General features: G+C 65.6%; 16 protein-coding genes. 3 read left to right on the top strand and 13 right to left on the bottom strand.

Annotated features, from left to right (window positions below; genetic code table 11):
* Nucleotides 1–352: 352 nt before the first annotated feature.
* The 11 genes from gspD to N7333_RS07630 form a co-directional block, all read right to left on the bottom strand.
* Nucleotides 353–2593 carry a type II secretion system secretin GspD gene (gspD, locus tag N7333_RS07580; RefSeq protein ID WP_177491115.1) on the bottom strand — a complete coding sequence of 747 codons (2241 nt, stop codon included), beginning with the start codon at nucleotides 2591–2593 and terminating at the stop codon, nucleotides 353–355.
* Nucleotides 2594–2855: 262 nt separating this feature from the next.
* A complete protein-coding gene (hemW, locus tag N7333_RS07585; RefSeq protein ID WP_129482508.1) occupies nucleotides 2856–4016 on the bottom strand; it encodes a radical SAM family heme chaperone HemW in 1161 nt (386 codons plus the stop codon).
* A complete protein-coding gene (gene rdgB, locus N7333_RS07590; RefSeq protein WP_129482509.1) occupies nucleotides 4013–4609 on the bottom strand; it encodes an RdgB/HAM1 family non-canonical purine NTP pyrophosphatase in 597 nt (198 codons plus the stop codon). The genes hemW and rdgB overlap by 4 nt, the downstream gene beginning before the upstream one ends.
* On the bottom strand, nucleotides 4602–5018 hold the full coding sequence (locus tag N7333_RS07595) for a DUF4426 domain-containing protein (protein ID WP_004373780.1): 417 nt from the start codon (nucleotides 5016–5018) through the stop codon (nucleotides 4602–4604). Before N7333_RS07595 ends, rdgB begins: the two co-directional genes overlap by 8 nt.
* A 21-nt stretch (nucleotides 5019–5039) precedes the next feature.
* Nucleotides 5040–5660: a methionine biosynthesis protein MetW gene (metW, locus tag N7333_RS07600; protein WP_012019970.1), complete on the bottom strand. Its 621-nt coding sequence runs from the start codon at nucleotides 5658–5660 to the stop codon at nucleotides 5040–5042.
* Nucleotides 5661–5662: 2 nt separating this feature from the next.
* Nucleotides 5663–6802, bottom strand: coding sequence for a homoserine O-acetyltransferase (locus tag N7333_RS07605; RefSeq protein ID WP_004373776.1), 1140 nt, complete (start codon nucleotides 6800–6802; stop codon nucleotides 5663–5665).
* Nucleotides 6803–6933: 131 nt separating this feature from the next.
* On the bottom strand, nucleotides 6934–8916 hold the full coding sequence (locus N7333_RS07610; protein ID WP_004373774.1) for a dynamin-like GTPase family protein: 1983 nt from the start codon (nucleotides 8914–8916) through the stop codon (nucleotides 6934–6936).
* 236 nt (nucleotides 8917–9152) lie between these two features.
* Nucleotides 9153–9449: a DUF167 domain-containing protein gene (locus tag N7333_RS07615; protein ID WP_129482510.1), complete on the bottom strand. Its 297-nt coding sequence runs from the start codon at nucleotides 9447–9449 to the stop codon at nucleotides 9153–9155.
* Nucleotides 9450–9453: 4 nt separating this feature from the next.
* Nucleotides 9454–10047, bottom strand: a complete 594-nt coding sequence (locus N7333_RS07620) for a YggT family protein (RefSeq protein ID WP_129482511.1) — start codon at nucleotides 10045–10047, stop codon at nucleotides 9454–9456.
* A 9-nt stretch (nucleotides 10048–10056) separates the two neighbouring features.
* Nucleotides 10057–10878, bottom strand: a complete 822-nt coding sequence (gene proC / locus N7333_RS07625; RefSeq protein ID WP_129482512.1) for a pyrroline-5-carboxylate reductase — start codon at nucleotides 10876–10878, stop codon at nucleotides 10057–10059.
* 17 nt (nucleotides 10879–10895) lie between these two features.
* Nucleotides 10896–11588, bottom strand: a complete 693-nt coding sequence (locus tag N7333_RS07630) for a YggS family pyridoxal phosphate-dependent enzyme (protein WP_129482513.1) — start codon at nucleotides 11586–11588, stop codon at nucleotides 10896–10898.
* A gap of 75 nt (nucleotides 11589–11663) precedes the next feature.
* On the opposite strand from N7333_RS07630, the gene N7333_RS07635 reads away from it, so the two are divergent.
* The gene (locus N7333_RS07635) at nucleotides 11664–12698 is read left to right on the top strand and encodes a type IV pilus twitching motility protein PilT (RefSeq protein ID WP_004373763.1); all 1035 of its coding nucleotides are present in this window, start codon (nucleotides 11664–11666) and stop codon (nucleotides 12696–12698) included.
* A gap of 87 nt (nucleotides 12699–12785) precedes the next feature.
* On the top strand, nucleotides 12786–13931 hold the full coding sequence (locus tag N7333_RS07640; RefSeq protein WP_012019966.1) for a PilT/PilU family type 4a pilus ATPase: 1146 nt from the start codon (nucleotides 12786–12788) through the stop codon (nucleotides 13929–13931).
* On the opposite strand, the gene N7333_RS07645 is transcribed toward N7333_RS07640, so the two are convergent.
* Both N7333_RS07645 and N7333_RS07650 read right to left on the bottom strand, forming a co-directional pair.
* Nucleotides 13897–14784 carry a TIGR03915 family putative DNA repair protein gene (locus N7333_RS07645; protein ID WP_129482514.1) on the bottom strand — a complete coding sequence of 296 codons (888 nt, stop codon included), beginning with the start codon at nucleotides 14782–14784 and terminating at the stop codon, nucleotides 13897–13899. The genes N7333_RS07640 and N7333_RS07645 overlap by 35 nt on opposite strands.
* Nucleotides 14784–15995 carry a putative DNA modification/repair radical SAM protein gene (locus N7333_RS07650; RefSeq protein WP_004373756.1) on the bottom strand — a complete coding sequence of 404 codons (1212 nt, stop codon included), beginning with the start codon at nucleotides 15993–15995 and terminating at the stop codon, nucleotides 14784–14786. Before N7333_RS07650 ends, N7333_RS07645 begins: the two co-directional genes overlap by 1 nt.
* Before the next feature lie 147 nt (nucleotides 15996–16142).
* Here N7333_RS07650 and N7333_RS07655 point away from each other — a divergent pair, with 147 nt between their 5' ends.
* Nucleotides 16143–16541: a TM2 domain-containing protein gene (locus N7333_RS07655; protein WP_012019964.1), complete on the top strand. Its 399-nt coding sequence runs from the start codon at nucleotides 16143–16145 to the stop codon at nucleotides 16539–16541.
* Nucleotides 16542–16570 lie beyond the last annotated feature (29 nt).

Raw genomic sequence — 16570 nt, forward strand, 5'->3', positions numbered from 1 at the left:
TCTGCTGCGCCGTATCGCCTTTCGGCTGCGCGGTCTCCGACAGTACGAATCCCAGGGTGCCGCCCACGATTGCCGTGGCGACCACGGCGGTTATCCAGCGTTTTGACATGCCACTTCTCCTTCCTCTGGTAAGGCGAAAGGGGGCAGTCTAGGTACGCGGGTGCCAGAAATTCGCTATGCACTTCACAGCCAGGCCGAGCGGCGCGAGGCGTGGGCGCTAACTTGGACGCTTGTCTCACCCGCAGGGTGTATTGCGTCTCGTTTGTGAGTTGGGCGGGCGGCTTGGCACGGCCGAGGCAAGTCTGCTTGGCAGCCAGGCGGAGCTTCACCGCGCCTGCCGTGCACCTTGTGCCTACTCGGGGATTGCCGCAGCCGTGCGGCTGGGCAGTTGCTCGGGCAGGTGAGCCAGCGCCTTGAGGGCCAGCTCGCGGTTCGGATAGCTGCCATAGAGCAGGGCGTAGCGAGTGCCGCTTTCGTGCTGCTGCAGGCGCAGCGGCTGGTCGGGATGACGGCCGAGCAGGGCCTGCATGAACGCCTGGCTTTCGCCTTCGATCAGGCGAATGGTATAGCGCTCGTGGGCCCGCGCCGTCGCGACGTCGCCGCCCTGACCATCGCCCAGACTGGCCGGATCGACCGGCCTGGGCGTCTCGATCAGGCTGCGTTGTGGCTGTGGCTGTGGTTGCGCAGGCTGGAGCTGGGGCTGGCGCAGATCGGTGACGGGCGTGGCCGCGTCCTGGCTGAACAGATCGTGGGCCTGCGGCGGCAGGTGGTGGTAGCCGCTGGCCTGGCCGAGCAGGCGCAGGTCGCGGTACTTGCCGAGGCTCAGGTTGGCCAGGCCTACGCCGTCGCGCGCCACACTCGGACGCAGGAAGACCATCAGGTTGCGTTTCTGCCGTGCGTCGCGGGTCGAGCGGAACAGCCGGCCGACGCCCGGGATGTCGCCCAGCAGGGGAACCTTGCTCGCGCTGGCCGAGGTGTCGTCCTGAATCAGGCCGCCGAGCACGATCACCTGGCCGTCATCGGCCAGCACGGTGCTCTTGATCGAGCGCTTGTTGGTGACCAGATCCACCGCCTGGGCATTGAGGCCGGTGCTGGGAGCGATGGAGGAGATTTCCTGCTCGATCACCAGGCGCAGCGTGGCGCCGTCGTTGATATGCGGCGTGACCTTGAGGGTGACGCCGATGTCCTTGCGCTCGATGGTGGTGAAGGGATTGCCCGCGCCCGACGCGTCGGTGGTGTAGGAGCCGGTCTGGAACGGCACGTTCTGCCCGACCAGAATCTCCGCCGGCTGATTGTCCAGGGTCAGCAGTGTCGGCGTGGACAGCAGATTGCTCTTGCCGGTGGCTGACAGGGCGGTGATCAGCATGCCGAAGTTGTCATTGCCCAGGCCGAAGATCGCTCCGTTGGGCAGCGTCTTGGCCAGCTCGGCGGTCTCGTCGCGGGCGATGGCGCCGAGCAGGGTGCCGATGGACAGTCCGGTGTTGCTGAAATTGACCCCGCCCAGGGCGTTGTGGCGGCCGTCGATGGCCCACTGCACGCCCAGCGCGTCGTTGATGTCGCCGGACATCTCGACGATGGCGGCTTCCACCAGTACCTGCGCGCGCGGCGCATCCAGCTGGCGCACCAGATCCTCGAACAGGCTGACCATGTCGGCTTCGGCCATGATGACGATGGCGTTGAGGCTCTGGTCGGCGCGGATCATCAGTTTCAGGGGCGTCGAACTCTGGTTGCCCTGGCTCTGGCTCAGGTTGTCGCCGAAATCGCCCAGGGTCTCGGCCAGCTGCTTGGCGTCGGCATGGCGCAGGCGTATCACCCGCGTGTTGGCCGAGCGCGAGCTGGGCGTGTCGAGGCTTTGCGCCAGCTTCAGCAGGCGCAGTCGCGCTTCGCGAGGGCCGAGCAGCAGCAGGCGGTTGCTGCGCGGGTCGGCGATGACCTGGGCGCCACCGGCCTGGGCGTTCTGCAGCGAGGCGCCGAGCAGGTTCGCCAGATCGCTGACCCAGGCGTGCTTGAGCTCGTAGACGCTGAAGTTGTCCTGGCTGCGGTCGTCCAGCTGGCGAATCAGGTCGCCGATGCGTTCGATGTTGGCGGGCGCGTCGCTGATGATCAGGCTGTTGGACGAGGGCACCGCGGCCAGGTGGCCGTGGTTGGCCACCAGCGGGCGGATCATCGGCAGCAGGTCATTGGCGGCGCCGTGCTGTACCTGCAGCACGCGGGTTTCCAGGTTGCCCTGGCTGCCGGCGCTGCTTCTGGCCTCGGCATTGGGCATGATGCTGAGCTGGTCGCCTTGCGGCATGACGGCAAAGCCGTGGGTGGTCATCACCGAGAGAAACAGCTTGTACAGCTCGGCCAGGCCCATGGGCTCCTGGGCGATCACCGTGACCTGGCCCTTGACCCGCGGGTCGATGATGAAGGTCTGGCCGCTGATGCTGGAGATCTGCTCGATGAAATCGCGGATGTCCGCGCTCTGCATGTTGACGGTCCAGCTCTCTTCGCTCCGGCCGGGCTGCACCGCTGTGGCGTGGGCCTGGCCTGCGAGCACCAGCAGCAGGGCGGCGCAGCACAGCGTCCTGAGTAGTCGGGAGAGGATCGGCATGGTGGTATGGCAGTTCCATGGCAAATGCGCAGCGGCATCCGATGCAAGGCGAAAGCGCTACGGCTGGAGGGCGGTCGGCAAGGAGGGCGGTAGGCTAATCAAAAAGACGTCGCCGTGTTGCGGGCAGATGGCAATCTGCGATGACGGTCACAGGGGTTTTCGCAAGGCTGCGGCCGGGTGCGCGTTTCGGCGGGATCATCGCCGAACGGGCGAGATGTTCGAGGCAAAGGGTGGGGTCTGGCCACCCTTCGCCCATGGCATGTCAGGGCAGGAAGTGTTGCAGCAGATCGTTGAGAAACAGCTGGCCTTCGGCGGTGGCGCATAGCCGTTCGGGCTCGGCGCGCAGCAGCTTGCGTCCCTCGGCCTCGGCGCGGGCAGCGTCCAGGCTGGCCAGCGGCAGGCCGGTGCGCTCGCTGAACAGGCGGGCCGGCACGCCGTCTGTGAGGCGCAGCACGTTCATCAGGAACTCGAAGGGCAGTTCGTCGGCGCCGAGTACGCGCTCGCCGGCCTGGAAGACCTTGGCCGGGTCCAGATAGTCCTTGGGCAGGCGCGTCTTCCAGCTGCGCAGGATGCGCCCGTCGGGGGCGCTGAGCTTGGCATGGGCGCCGGCACCGATGCCGAGAAAATCGCCGAAGGTCCAGTAGTTGAGGTTGTGCCGCGCCTGCTTGCCCGTCTGGGCATAGGCAGACACCTCGTACTGGGCGTAACCCTCGGCGGCCAGCAGGGCCTGGCCGGCCTCCTGGATGTCCCATAGCAGATCGTCTTCCGGCAGCACCGGCGGCTGGCTCCAGAACACCGTGTTCGGCTCCATGGTCAGCTGGTACCAAGACAGGTGCGTCGGGCCCTGGCTGATGGCGGTGCGCAGGTCGAACAGCGCGTCCTCGATGCTCTGCTCGGGCAGGCCGTGCATCAGGTCGAGGTTGAAGTTGTCGAAGCCGGCGGCGCGCGCCATATCGGCGGCCCGCACGGCCTCGTTGCCGTCGTGGATGCGCCCCAGCGCCTTGAGCTTGGCTTCCTGAAAACTCTGCACGCCGATGGACAGGCGATTGATGCCCAGCGCCCGGTAACCCTTGAACTTGGCCTGTTCGAAGGTGCCGGGGTTGGCTTCCAGGGTGATTTCGATATCCGGGGCGAAGGCCACGCGCCGTTCGACGCCTTCCAGCAGACGGCCCAGGGCGCGGTCGGAGAACAGGCTGGGGGTGCCGCCGCCGAAGAAGATCGACGTCAGCGTCCGGCCGTGCACGTGCCGCAGGTCGGCATCGAGGTCGGCGAGCAGGGCGTCGACGTATTCCTCTTCAGGCAGCGTCGGCCCAGCGGCGTGGGAGTTGAAGTCGCAGTAGGGGCATTTGCGCACGCACCAGGGGATATGGATATAGAGCGCGAGGGGCGGGAGCAGGAAACGCCCGCCAGCGGTATCGCTCATGCCAGCCCCAGGCGCTGTTTGAGCAGCGCCATGGCGCGGGCGCGGTGGCTCAGGCGGTTCTTCTGCTCGGCCGGCAGTTCGGCGCTGGAGCAGCCGGTTTCCGGCACCCAGAACAGCGGGTCGTAGCCGAAGCCGTGCTCGCCACGGGCCTCGTGCAGGATGCTGCCGTGCCACAGACCTTCGCAGAGGATCGGCAGCGGATCGTCGGCGTGGCGCACCAGCGCCAGGGCGCAGACGAACTGCGCGCCGCGCTCGGTATCCGGTACGTCTTTCAGGGCCGCGAGCAGCTTGGCGTTGTTCGCCGCATCGCCCTGACCATCGGCGTAGCGCGCCGAGTAGATGCCGGGTGCGCCGCCGAGGGCATCCACCGCCAGGCCGGAGTCGTCGGCCAGCGCCGGCAGCCCGGAGATGCGTGCGGCATTGCGCGCCTTGAGGATGGCGTTTTCGACGAACGACAGGCCGGTTTCCTCCGGCTCGACGCTGGAGAATTCGCCGATCGAACGCACGCGCACGGCGTCGCCGAGCATGGCCTGCAGTTCCTTGAGCTTGCCGCCGTTATGGCTGGCCAGCACCAGTTCCTTGAAGTCAGTCATCCGGGAACATTTCCTGATTGAAGGTGATGCGGTGCGTGTTGTCGCCCTGGCGCACGTCGAGAGTGAAGCTGAGTATCTCGCGGCTGGAGAAGGGGAACTGCGCCAGGTAGTAGATGGCGCCGCTCTCGGTGACCTGCCTGAAGGTCAGTGCGGTGCTCTGCCCCAGCAGGTTCTTCACCTGGCCGCTGACCTGCGCGGTGCTGGCCTTGCCGGCCTTGAGCACGGCGACGTTGACCACGCCCTGGGTCTTGCTGCGCACCAGGCCGGCGGCGCTGGCGATGTCCGGTTGCAGGAAGCTGGAATTGAACACGCTGTAGTGCACATCGAGGTCGCCGAAGCTCTGCTTGCGTTCGGCGGCGGCCGGCAGGGCCAGGCACAGGGCGATCAGAAAGGGGATGATGCGACGCATGATGGTTCTCCTCGGTCAGGTTCAGACCGCGACGCGGTGGGCTGCGAGATCCGCTCCGCTGATGCGATAGATGCCGATCTCACCCAATAGATTAGGCCAGGCGCGGCTGGCCCAGCCATGGCGGTGATCGCGGTCCACCGCCAGGCGCTCCTCGATCCGTGCGCCCTGGGCGTGGCACAGGCGCTCGAAGTCCTCGAAGGTGCAGAAGTGGATGTTCGGCGTGTTGTACCAGGTGTAGGGCAGGAAGTCCGACACCGGCATGCGACCCTTGGTGGTCAGGTACCAGCGGCAGCGCCAGTGGCCGAAGTTGGGGAAGGTGATGATGCAGGTCTTGCCGACCCGCAGCATCTCGGCCAGCACCTTGTCCGGGTAGTGCAGCGCCTGCAGCGACTGGGTCATGACCACCACGTCGAAACTGTTGCTGGCGAAGTTGCCCAGGCCCAGGTCGAGGTTCTGCTCGATGACGTTGACGCCGCGCTCGATGCACAGGGCGATCTTGTCCGGGTCGATTTCCAGGCCGTAGCCGGAAACCTGCTTGTTGTCGCGCAGCCAGGCGAGCAGTTCGCCGTCGCCGCAGCCCAGGTCGAGCACACGGCTGCCCGGGGCGATCCATTCCTGGATGATGTCCAGATCCGCTCGCATGCTCATACCTCGATTCGCTTCATGTAGCTGCCGAATGCCTGCAGGTAGCGCGGGATCGGCATGAGGAAGGCGTCGTGGCCCTGGGGGGCGTCGATCTCCAGGTAGCAGACGTTCTTCTTCGCCGCCGTCAGGGCATCGACGATCTCCCGCGAGCGGGCGGGGGAGAAGCGCCAGTCGGTGGTGAAGGACATCAGGCAGAAGTCCGCCTTGGCCACGGCCAGGGTCCTGGCCAGGTCGCCGTCGTGGGCGGCGGCCGGGTCGAAGTAGTCCAGCGCCTTGGTCATCAGCAGGTAGGTGTTGGCGTCGAAGCGCCCGGAGAACTCCTCGCCCTGGTAGCGCAGGTAACTCTCCACCTGGAACTCGACGCTGTGGAAGTCGTAGTTGAGCTTCTCGCTCTTCAGGCCGCGGCCGAATTTCTCGCCCATGGCATCGTCGGACAGGTAGGTGATATGGCCGACCATGCGCGCCAGCATCAGCCCGCGCTTGGGGATCACGCCGCGTTCCTGGAAGTGTCCGCCGTGGAACTCCGGGTCGGTGAGAATCGCCTGGCGCGCCACTTCGTTGAAGGCGATGTTCTGCGCCGACAGCTTGGGCGCCGAGGCGATGGCCAGGCAGTGACGCACGCGCTCGGGGTAGCTGATGCTCCATTGCAGGGCCTGCATGCCGCCCAGGCTGCCGCCGATCACCGCGGCCCACTGCTCGATGCCGAGCACATCGGCCAGGCGCGCCTGGCTGTGCACCCAGTCTTCCACGGTCATCACCGGGAAATCCGCGCCATAAGGCTTGCCGGTAGCCGGGTTGGCGCTGCTCGGGCCGGTGGAGCCGTTGCAGCCGCCGAGGTTGTTGAGGCTGACGACGAAGAACTTGTTGGTGTCGATGGGCTTGCCGGGGCCGATGCAGCTGTCCCACCAGCCGGGCTTGCGATCATCCGGGCTGTGGTAGCCGGCGGCATGATGATGGCCGGACAGGGCGTGGCAGATCAGCACGGCATTGCTGCGCGCGGCATTCAGCTCGCCGTAGGTTTCGACGACCAGTTCGTACTCGGCCAGGCTGCGCCCGCAGGCCAGCGCCAGCGGTTCGCTGAAACGAAATACCTGGGGGCTGACCAGGCCGACGGAATCTTCGGGAAAGGCAGTGGGCATGGACGTGGCTAACGAATCGGAGGAGGGCGCCAGTCTAAAGAGCACCGCAGGTAGCGGCAAGCGAGCTGGCAACTGCGCAGCTCATGGCGAGCGCAAGGGCGGGTTGGACCCGCCCCTCGCGCCAGGGTGGGCTATTCGCCGCCGACCTGGGCGCCGATCGCCGAGGGCAGGCTGACCACCTTGCCCTGGCGCTGTACCGGCGCCGGCCGGCGCAGGATGCGCAGCATGTCGGCGGCCTGGGCCAGCTGCAGCTCCAGCTCTTCCTTGTAGCGCGCCAGTTGCTGGCTGCGCTTGCGTGTCTGCTGGGTCTCCTGGGCCAGGGCCTTGAGGCGTAGCATGTGGCTTTCCAGCATCTGCTTGTGTTCCAGGGTGTGCTGCATCAGCGGCATCAGCGCATCCGCGGCCCATTGCTCGGCATCCTGGCGCAGGCGCCGGTGCAGACCGATCACTTCCTGGGCCAGGGTGGCGAAGAAGCGCCGGGTCAGGCTGCGCTGTTCGGTGAGCAGGGTCTTCACGTGCAGGCGGAACTGATCGCCCTTGACCTGCAGCTTCTTCAGCTCACGCTGGTAGCGCTGGATCTTGAACTGCGGCGCGTCGATGCCACCCAGCGGGTTGTCTTCGTTATGTCGGCGGTAGATGGCGGCGACCATGCGGTTGGCCATCTCGGCTTCATGCTCGAGGCTGTGCAGGTCATGCTCCACGGCGCGGAAGAAGTGCAGGATGGCCTGATTGATGCCAAGGGTAGTCCAGCTGCCGGTGAGATTGCGCCGTACATTGGCCAGGTGCTCGTCCAGGCGCTCGGGGCGTGCGGCATGGCGCAGCAGCTGGCCCTGGCGCTGCAGCAGGCGCTGGTTGGTCTTCAGGCCGAGCAGGCGTTTGTGGTGCCGGCTGTGGTCTTCCTTGGTCTTGGCGGTCAGTTCGAACAGCAGCTGGCCATTGTCCTGCTGGTGGTTGCCGAGCAGGGTGAGCTGTTCGCTGACCTTCTCCAGGCGCAGGCCCAGCACGTGCTGGCTGTTGTTGAGCAGGGCCAGGACCTGGCGCACCACCTGATCTTCGATCAGGCGCTCCTTCTGGGTGACGATGCGGTCGCACAGCAGGGTTTCCAGGTTTGCCATCTGACTGCGGGCCAGCAGCTCCTCGTCCTTGCGCACCTTGGCCAGCAAGGCCTGCTTGGCCGACAGCGGCAGCACGTCCTGCTTGGCGATACCCAACTGCTTGGCGGTGGCGCTCTGGATCTGGCCGATGGCGTTCTGCACGAAGGTCTCGCCGGCCAGGTCGTCCCACAGCACGTCGATCTTGTTCAGTACGGCGAACAGGCTGGTCTGGGTGTCTTCGTCGAGCTGGCGGATGTGCTGCTGCCAGATGCTCATGTCACTGGCGGTGACGCCGGTATCGGCGGCCAACAGGAAGATGATCGCCTGAGCATTGGGCAGCATCGACAGGGTCAGCTCCGGCTCGCTGCCCAGCGCGTTGAGGCCGGGCGTGTCGAGAATGCGCAGACCCTGACGCAGCAGCGGGTGATCGAAGTTGACCATGGCGTGACGCCAGGCCGGCACCAGCACCTGGCCACGCTTGCCGGTGCCTTCGAGCATGTCCGGGTGGAAGCCGAGCTGGATCGCCTGCTCCACCGGCATGGGCTTGGTCTTGGCCACCTGGCTGAAGGCCAGGGCCATGTTGGCCGGGTCGCTGGTGTCCAGGGGAATGTTCACCCAGTGCCGGGGAATGCGCTTGAACTGGGCGACGCTGGCCGAGGCGGTGCGCGTCTCGATGGGCAGCAGGCGGATGTAGGAGCGCTCCGAGCGCGGATCGAAGAACAGCTCGGTGGGGCACATGGTGGTGCGCCCGGCGTGCGACGGCAGCATGCGCTGGCCGTACTCGGAGAAGAACAGGCTGTTGATCAGCTCGGTCTTGCCGCGGGAGAACTCGCCAACGAAGGCCAGGGTGATGTGGTCAGTGCGCAGGATCTTCAGCGCGCGCTCGAGCTTGGCCTGCACCGCTTCGGAATTGAGCCGGTTGTGCTCCAGCCAGCTGCGGTAGCGGGTGATCTCGCGCATCAGCTCGCGCTTCCAGGCGACGTAGGCGTCCACTTGCTGGCTGAGACGTTCCATGCTCATCCTGGCTCTCCTCTCGGCAATGCGTGCAGCGGATCGTATCAGGGCGTTCGCTGGCGGCACCGTCGCGGTGCCGACACGCCCTGTACGGTTCGCGCCATTTTGCCGTCAGAACGCACGGCGTTCGTGTGAATAATCCGCATTATGCGGCGCCGCCTGCGGCCGTCAATCTCCCCGCCCGTTTGTCCCGCCTTAAGGCCGGGGGTGCCCGCCGAGCGGTCGTTGCGCGCGCCGAACGGTCATTTCCCGGGAAAGGTCAGCCCAGGCAGCGTCGGCAGACGCTGCGGCGCGTGGATGCGCAAGCGCTTGTGGCGGTTGAGCTCGCCGCTTTCCAGGTTCACCTGGGCCTTGGCGACGCCGAAGGCCTTGGCCAGAAAAGCCAGCAGATGGGCATTGGCCTTGCCCTCGACCGGCGGGGCGGTGAGGCGGATCTTCAGCCTTTCGCCATGCAGCCCGGCGAACTCGTCCTTGCTCGCCTTGGGCTGCAGGTGACAGTCGAGGATCAGGTCCTCGCCGTCCCAGCGAAAGTAGCTCACGCTATCAAAGGAAGGGGCTGAGCATCGGCGGCAGGCCGGTGGAGGCGGCCAGGCTGCCGATGACGAAGCGGTCGATCAGATTGATGGTGATGAAGGCGAAGATCGGCGAGATATCCAGGCCGCCCAGGTTCGGCAGCAGCTTGCGGAACGGTACCAGCAGCGGTTCGCAGATCTGATTGACCAGCTGCGCGCCCGGGTTGTAGCTGCCCGGAGCGACCCACGACAGGATCACGCTGATGATCAGAGCGAAGAAGAACACCTTGAGAAACAGCGAGGTCACGCCGATCACCGACCACACCAGCAACTGCAGGATGAAGCCGCCGACGTTGTAGCCCATCAGGGTCAGGGTCACCACCATCAGCAGCAGCTGCACCAGGATGGCCAGTACCAGCGAGGCCAGGTCCAGCCCGGCGAAGCCCGGAATGATGCGGCGCAGCGGCGTCAGCAGTGGCTGCGTGGCCTTGACGATGAACTGGCTCAGCGGGTTGTAGAAGTCCGCGCGCACCAGTTGCAGGATGAAGCGCAGCAGCACGATCAGCAGGTACAGGCTGCCGAGGGTCTGGATGATGTAGATCAGGGCTTCTATGAGGCCGGACATGCTGTCTCCTTATTGACCCAGTTGTTCGGCCAACTCGGCCGAGCGGTTGGCGGCGGCATTCAGCGCCTGTTGTACCAGGGTTTCGAAGCCGCCGGCCTGGAAGGTTTTGATCGCCGCTTCGGTGGTGCCGTTCGGCGAGGTCACGCGGCGGCGCAGTTCGGCGGCGTCCACATCGCTCTCGCTGGCCATGCGCGCGGCGCCCAGGGCGGTGTGGATGCTCAGGCGGGCGGCGGTTTCGCGCGGCAGGCCGAGCTGTTCGCCGGCCGCGGTCATGGCCTCGATCAGCAGGAAGAAGTAGGCCGGGCCGCTGCCGGAGACGGCGGTCACCGCATCGAGCTGCGCTTCGTCGTCCAGCCACAGGGCCAGGCCCACGGCGCTCAGCACCTGCTCGGCCTGGGCCTTCTGCGCGGCGCTGACGCGCGGATTGGCGAACAGGCCGGATACGCCCTGGCGCAGCAGCGCCGGGGTGTTGGGCATGCAGCGCACCACCGGGCGTTGACCCAGCCAGTTTTCCAGGCTGGCGCAACTGATGCCGGCAGCGATGGAGATGATCACCTGATCGGCGGTCAGGTGCGGCGCCAGGTCCAGGCACACCGCCTTCATCACCTGAGGCTTGACCGCCAGCAAGATCAGCTCGGCGCCTTTGATGGCCTCACTGTTGTCGGCGAAGGTGGCGATGCCGTGCTCCTGCTGCAGGCGCGCGCGCTGTTCGCTGCCGGGCTCGCTGGCGCGGATGGCGCTGGCCGCCACGCCCTGGGCGCGCAGGCCGCCAATCAGGCTGGCGGCCATGTTGCCGGCGCCGACGAAGGCGATGATCGGGTTGCTGCTCATTGCGGGAGTTCCTTCATTCAATGGGAGGGCTGGCCGTAGTCGCGGGCGCCGAACAGGGCGGTGCCGATGCGCACCCAGGTGGCGCCTTCGGCGATGGCGGCCTCCAGGTCATGGCTCATGCCCATGGACAGGGTGTCGAGTTGCAGGCCGAGATCATCGCGCAACTGGCGCAGGCGAGCGAAAGCGGCGTGTTGCGCGGCGATGTCGTCGGTGGGTTCAGGGATCGCCATCAGCCCGCGCAGCTTGAGGTTGGGCATGGTGCTAACGGCTCTGGCCAGCTCCGGCAGTTCCTCCGGGCTGCAGCCGGATTTGCTGTCTTCACCGCTGACGTTGACCTGCAGGCAGATGTTCAGCGGCGCCAGGTGCGCAGGGCGTTGGTCGGACAGGCGTTGGGCGATTTTCAGGCGATCCACCGAATGTACCCAGTCGAAATGCTCGGCGATGGGCCGGGTCTTGTTCGACTGAATGGGGCCGATGAAGTGCCAGATCAAGGGCAGGTCGCTCAGCGCGGCCTGCTTTTCCAGCGCCTCCTGCAGGTAGTTCTCGCCGAAATCGCGCAGGCCGGCGGCATGGGCCTCACGAATGGCGTCGGCCGGTTTGGTCTTGCTCACCGCCAGCAGGCCGATATCGGCAAAATTGCGCTGCGAGGCTTGCGCCGCCTCACGGATGCGCGCTCCGACCTTTGCAATATTCTCTGCTATCGTGGACATTACCTGCGCTCTACAAAGCCCGACCTTTAGAGGGTTCGCGGCATTCTACCTGCTTGCTTGTAATTGGGGAGTCCCATGGATATCACTGAGCTGCTCGCCTTCAGCGCCAAGCAAGGTGCGTCGGATTTGCACCTCTCGGCGGGTCTGCCGCCGATGATCCGCGTCGACGGCGATGTGCGCCGCATCAACCTGCCACCGCTGGATCACAAGCAGGTACACGCGCTGATCTACGACATCATGAACGACAAGCAGCGCAAGGATTACGAAGAGTTCCTCGAGACCGACTTCTCCTTCGAGGTGCCGGGCGTGGCGCGCTTCCGGGTCAACGCCTTCAACCAGAACCGCGGTGCCGGTGCGGTGTTCCGTACCATTCCCTCGAAGGTGCTGACCATGGAGGACCTCGGCATGGGCGAGGTGTTCCGCAAGATCACCGACGTGCCGCGCGGCCTGGTGCTGGTCACCGGCCCTACCGGTTCGGGCAAGTCGACCACCCTGGCGGCGATGCTCGACTACCTCAACAGCAACAAGTACCACCATATCCTCACCATCGAGGACCCCATCGAATTCGTTCACGAGTCGAAGAAGTGCCTGGTCAACCAGCGTGAGGTGCACCGCGACACCCACGGCTTCTCCGAAGCGCTGCGCTCGGCCCTGCGTGAAGACCCGGACATCATCCTGGTGGGCGAGATGCGCGACCTGGAAACCATCCGCCTGGCGCTGACCGCCGCGGAAACCGGTCACCTGGTATTCGGCACCCTGCACACCACCTCGGCGGCCAAGACCATCGACCGTGTGGTCGACGTGTTCCCCGCCGAAGAGAAATCCATGGTCCGTTCGATGCTCTCCGAATCGCTGCAGGCGGTGATCTCGCAGACCCTGCTGAAGAAGATCGGCGGCGGTCGTGTCGCCGCTCACGAAATCATGATCGGCACCCCGGCCATCCGTAACCTGATCCGCGAGGACAAGGTGGCGCAGATGTATTCGGCGATCCAGACCGGCGGCGCCCTGGGCATGCAGACCCTCGATGCCTGCCTGAAGACGCTGGTGTCCAAAGGCCTGGTCAGCCGCGACAGCGCGCGCGAGAAGGCCAAGAGCCCGGAAAACTTCTAACAGCCGTAGCGACTGTGCCGCACGCCGCCAGTCGCCAGGTCCGCTCAGGGCCATAATCGGGCGTGCAGTTGATTGGCGAGACCCAAGATGGAATTCGAAAAACTACTGCGCCTGATGGTCGAAAAAGGCGGCTCCGATCTGTTCATCACCGCTGGCGTGCCGCCGTCGATGAAGGTCAATGGCCGGATCATGCCGGTGACCAAGAACGCCATGTCGCCGGAGCAGACCCGCGAGACCGTGCTGGGTGTGATGAACGAAGCGCAGCGCCGCGATTTTGCCGAGAATCACGAGTGCAACTTCGCCATCAGCGCCCGTGGCATCGGTCGTTTCCGCGTCAGTGCCTTCTACCAGCGCAACCTGGTGGGCATGGTGCTGCGCCGCATCGAGACCAACATCCCCACCATCGATGACCTCAAGCTGCCGGAGATTCTCAAGAAGCTGGCGCTGACCAAGCGTGGCCTGGTGTTGTTCGTCGGTGCCACCGGTACCGGTAAGTCCACCTCGCTGGCGGCGATGATCGGCTACCGCAACAAGAACAGCAGCGGCCACATCATCTCCATCGAAGACCCGATCGAATACATCCACCAGCACCAGAACTGCATCGTCACCCAGCGCGAGGTGGGCATCGACACCGAGTCCTTCGAGGTGGCGCTGAAGAACACCCTGCGTCAGGCACCGGACGTGATCCTCATCGGTGAGGTGCGTACTCGCGAGACCATGGACCACGCCGTGGCCTTCGCCGAAACCGGCCACCTGTGCCTGGCCACCCTGCACGCCAACAACGCCAACCAGGCGCTGGACCGCATCATCAACTTCTTCCCGGCCGACCGGCAGAACCAGGTGTGGATGGACCTGTCGCTCAACCTCAAGGCCATCGTCGCCCAGCAGCTGGTGCCGACCCCGGACGGCAAGGGCCGTCGCGCGGTGATCGAGGTGCTGATCAACACCCCGCTGGCTGCCGACCTGATCCGCAAGGGCGAGGTGCACGAGCTCAAGGGTCTGATGAAGCGCTCCACCGAGCAGGGCATGCAGACCTTCGATCAGGCGCTGTACAACCTCTACACCCAGGGCGAGATCACCTACGAAGATGCGCTGCTCTACGCCGACTCGGCCAACGACCTGCGCTTGATGATCAAGCTCGGTTCGGAAACCGACGGCGATCACCTGACCAGCATGGCCCAGGGCCTGGCGCTGGAGGTCAGCGAGGAAGATCCGGGGCGTCGCTTCCGCTGACGCTGCCTGACGGGGGACGCGCTGCGTCCCCTTCGTTTATCTGGGCGATGCGTTTGCCCTTTCTGCCGGCCAGCACCAGTGCCTGGCCATCGCGCTGCGCACCGGCGCGCGCTTCGCTCATCAGTTGCGGAATCAGCGGGCCTTCCGGCAGGTGCTTCCAGAATCTCAGTGGCAGATGCTGCTGCATTGCCGTGCGGTTGAGCCGCGCCGGATTGAAGGTGCTGCCGTAATAGGCGCGCCAAAGGGCCTGGCCATCATCCTCGGGCTGCTGTGCCCAGGCTTGCCACTGCGCCGGGCAGTGGCGCTCGTGCTGTAGACGCTGGCCGTCCCAGAACACGCCATCGCGCGGCGTGGCGATCAACCAGCTGTGCTTGCCCAGGCGCTCGGCGAAATGGCCGCTGGCCGAGGCCAGGATGTCGTGCGCCGGCTCGAACCAGGCGACGAAATCCGGCGCGCCTTGCGCCTTGCTCGGCTGAAAGCGCACGAAGGCATGCAGGTGATGGGCCTCGCGGCGCACCGCCTTGAGCCTCCGATGCAACTCGCTACCGTCGGGATCGCCGGCCAGCACCGCGCTGCGCTCGCCCTGCACGAAGCGCCAGAGCACGCGGTAGAGCAGGCTCCAGCGCTCCTCGCCGCGGTACTGCGCGGCGCTTTCCAGCAGCTCCAGCAGTTCGGGCGATACGCGCAGGCGACCATTGGGCTCCGGCGCGCGTTCGGCGGGTTGATCGAACAGGCCGGGCGCCGCTTCTTCGTCCAGCCACTGCAGCTGATGCGGCGCCAGGCCCTGCAGCAGGGCGCGGCGCGCGGCCTGGCGCCAGGTGGCGAAGGTGCCGTCGAAGCGCAGGCTGTGCATCACCACAACGCCATCTGCGCCGGGGTGTCGCGCAATTGCTGGCGCAGCACCAGGGATTCGTGTTCGGCCCGCGGTGGCCGGTAATCCTGAGTGACGATGAAGGGCTTGGCCTTTTCCAGCACGCAGCGCAGGCGGGTCAGGTCCTCATAGCGGATGCGCCGTTCACGGCGCAGCGCGCCCAGGCGCCTGGCACTGAGCACGCCGATACCGGGCACGCGGGCGATCAGCGACTCATCGGCGCGGTTCAGGTCCACCGGAAACTGCTCGCGATTGGCCAGCGCCCAGGCCAGCTTGGGGTCGATATCCAGCGCCAGGTTGCCGGGGCCGGCCAGCAGCTCCGTGGCGCTGAAGCCATAGCCGCGCATAAGGAAATCGGCCTGGTACAGGCGATGCTCGCGCAGCAGGGGCGGCGCCTCGAACGGCACGGTTTTCGGGCTCTGCGGGATGGGGCTGAAGGCCGAGTAGTAGACGCGGCGCAGGCGATAGTCCTGATACAGGCTCTGCGCGTTGTGCAGGATGGTGCTGTCGTCGGTGGCGTCGGCGCCGATGATCATCTGCGTGCTTTGCCCGGCCGGGGCGAAGCGCGGCGCGCGGCGCTCCTCCTGGGCCTCGCGCTCGCCCTGGTGGATGCTGTGCATGGCCTGGTGAATGCTGCCGACGTTCTTTTCCGGCGCCAGGCGCACCAGGCTGGTTTCGGTGGGCAGTTCGATATTGACGCTGAGGCGGTCGGCATACAGGCCGGCCTCGGCGATCAGTTCCGGCGCGGCATCGGGGATGGTCTTCAGATGAATGTAACCGCGGAACTGATGTTCCTGACGCAGCAGCTTGGCGACGCGGATCAGCTGTTCCATGGTGTAGTCGGCCGAGCGGATGATGCCGGAGCTGAGGAACAGGCCGCTGATGCAGTTGCGTTTGTAGAAGTCCAGGGTCAGGGTGACCACTTCCTCGGGGGTGAAGCGCGCACGCGGCACGTCGCTGGAGCGGCGGTTGATGCAGTACTGGCAGTCGTACAGGCAGAAGTTGGTCAGCAGGATTTTCAGCAGCGCCACGCAGCGTCCGTCCGGCGTGTAGCTGTGGCAGATGCCCATGCCGTTGGTCGAGCCGATGCCGTCCTTGCCTTTGGAGCTGCGCTTGGGCGCGCCGCTGCTGGCGCAGGAGGCATCGTACTTGGCGGCGTCGGCGAGGATGGTGAGCTTGTCGATCAGTTGCATGGCAGGCGATATCGATACTGTTTTTTTATACAGTATATGGGCATCGTACAGCTATCAAGCCATTCGTTGAGTTGCACCGCCTCGCCGCAAATGAAACCTTCATTCCGCGCGCAGCGTCATAGCTGCATCTCGCACAAGGAGTTCGCCATGCAACGACAGGACACCCATAGCAAGCTGATCGGCTACCTGCTGTGGATTTTCGGTTTTCTCGGTTCGCACCGTTTCTATTATGGCAAGCCGGTGACCGGCACCATCTGGTTCTTCACCCTCGGTCTGCTGTTCATCGGCTGGATCATCGACCTGTTTCTGATCCCCTCGATGGATCGCGAGGCGGACCTGCGCTTCACCGCCGGCGATACCGACTACAACGTCGCCTGGATCCTGCTGACCTTTCTCGGCGTGTTCGGCGTGCACCGCATGTACCAGGGCAAGTGGATCACCGGGATCATCTACCTGCTGACCGGCGGCCTGTTCCTGATTGGCGTGCTCTACGACTTCTGGACGCTCAATTCGCAGATCTCGATCAAAAACGCGCAGCGCGGTTGATCGGGCGGCGACAATTGGCGGTGCGCGCA

This window comes from Pseudomonas sp. GD04158, assembly GCF_029834875.1.
Classification (GTDB): domain Bacteria; phylum Pseudomonadota; class Gammaproteobacteria; order Pseudomonadales; family Pseudomonadaceae; genus Aquipseudomonas; species Aquipseudomonas hydrolytica.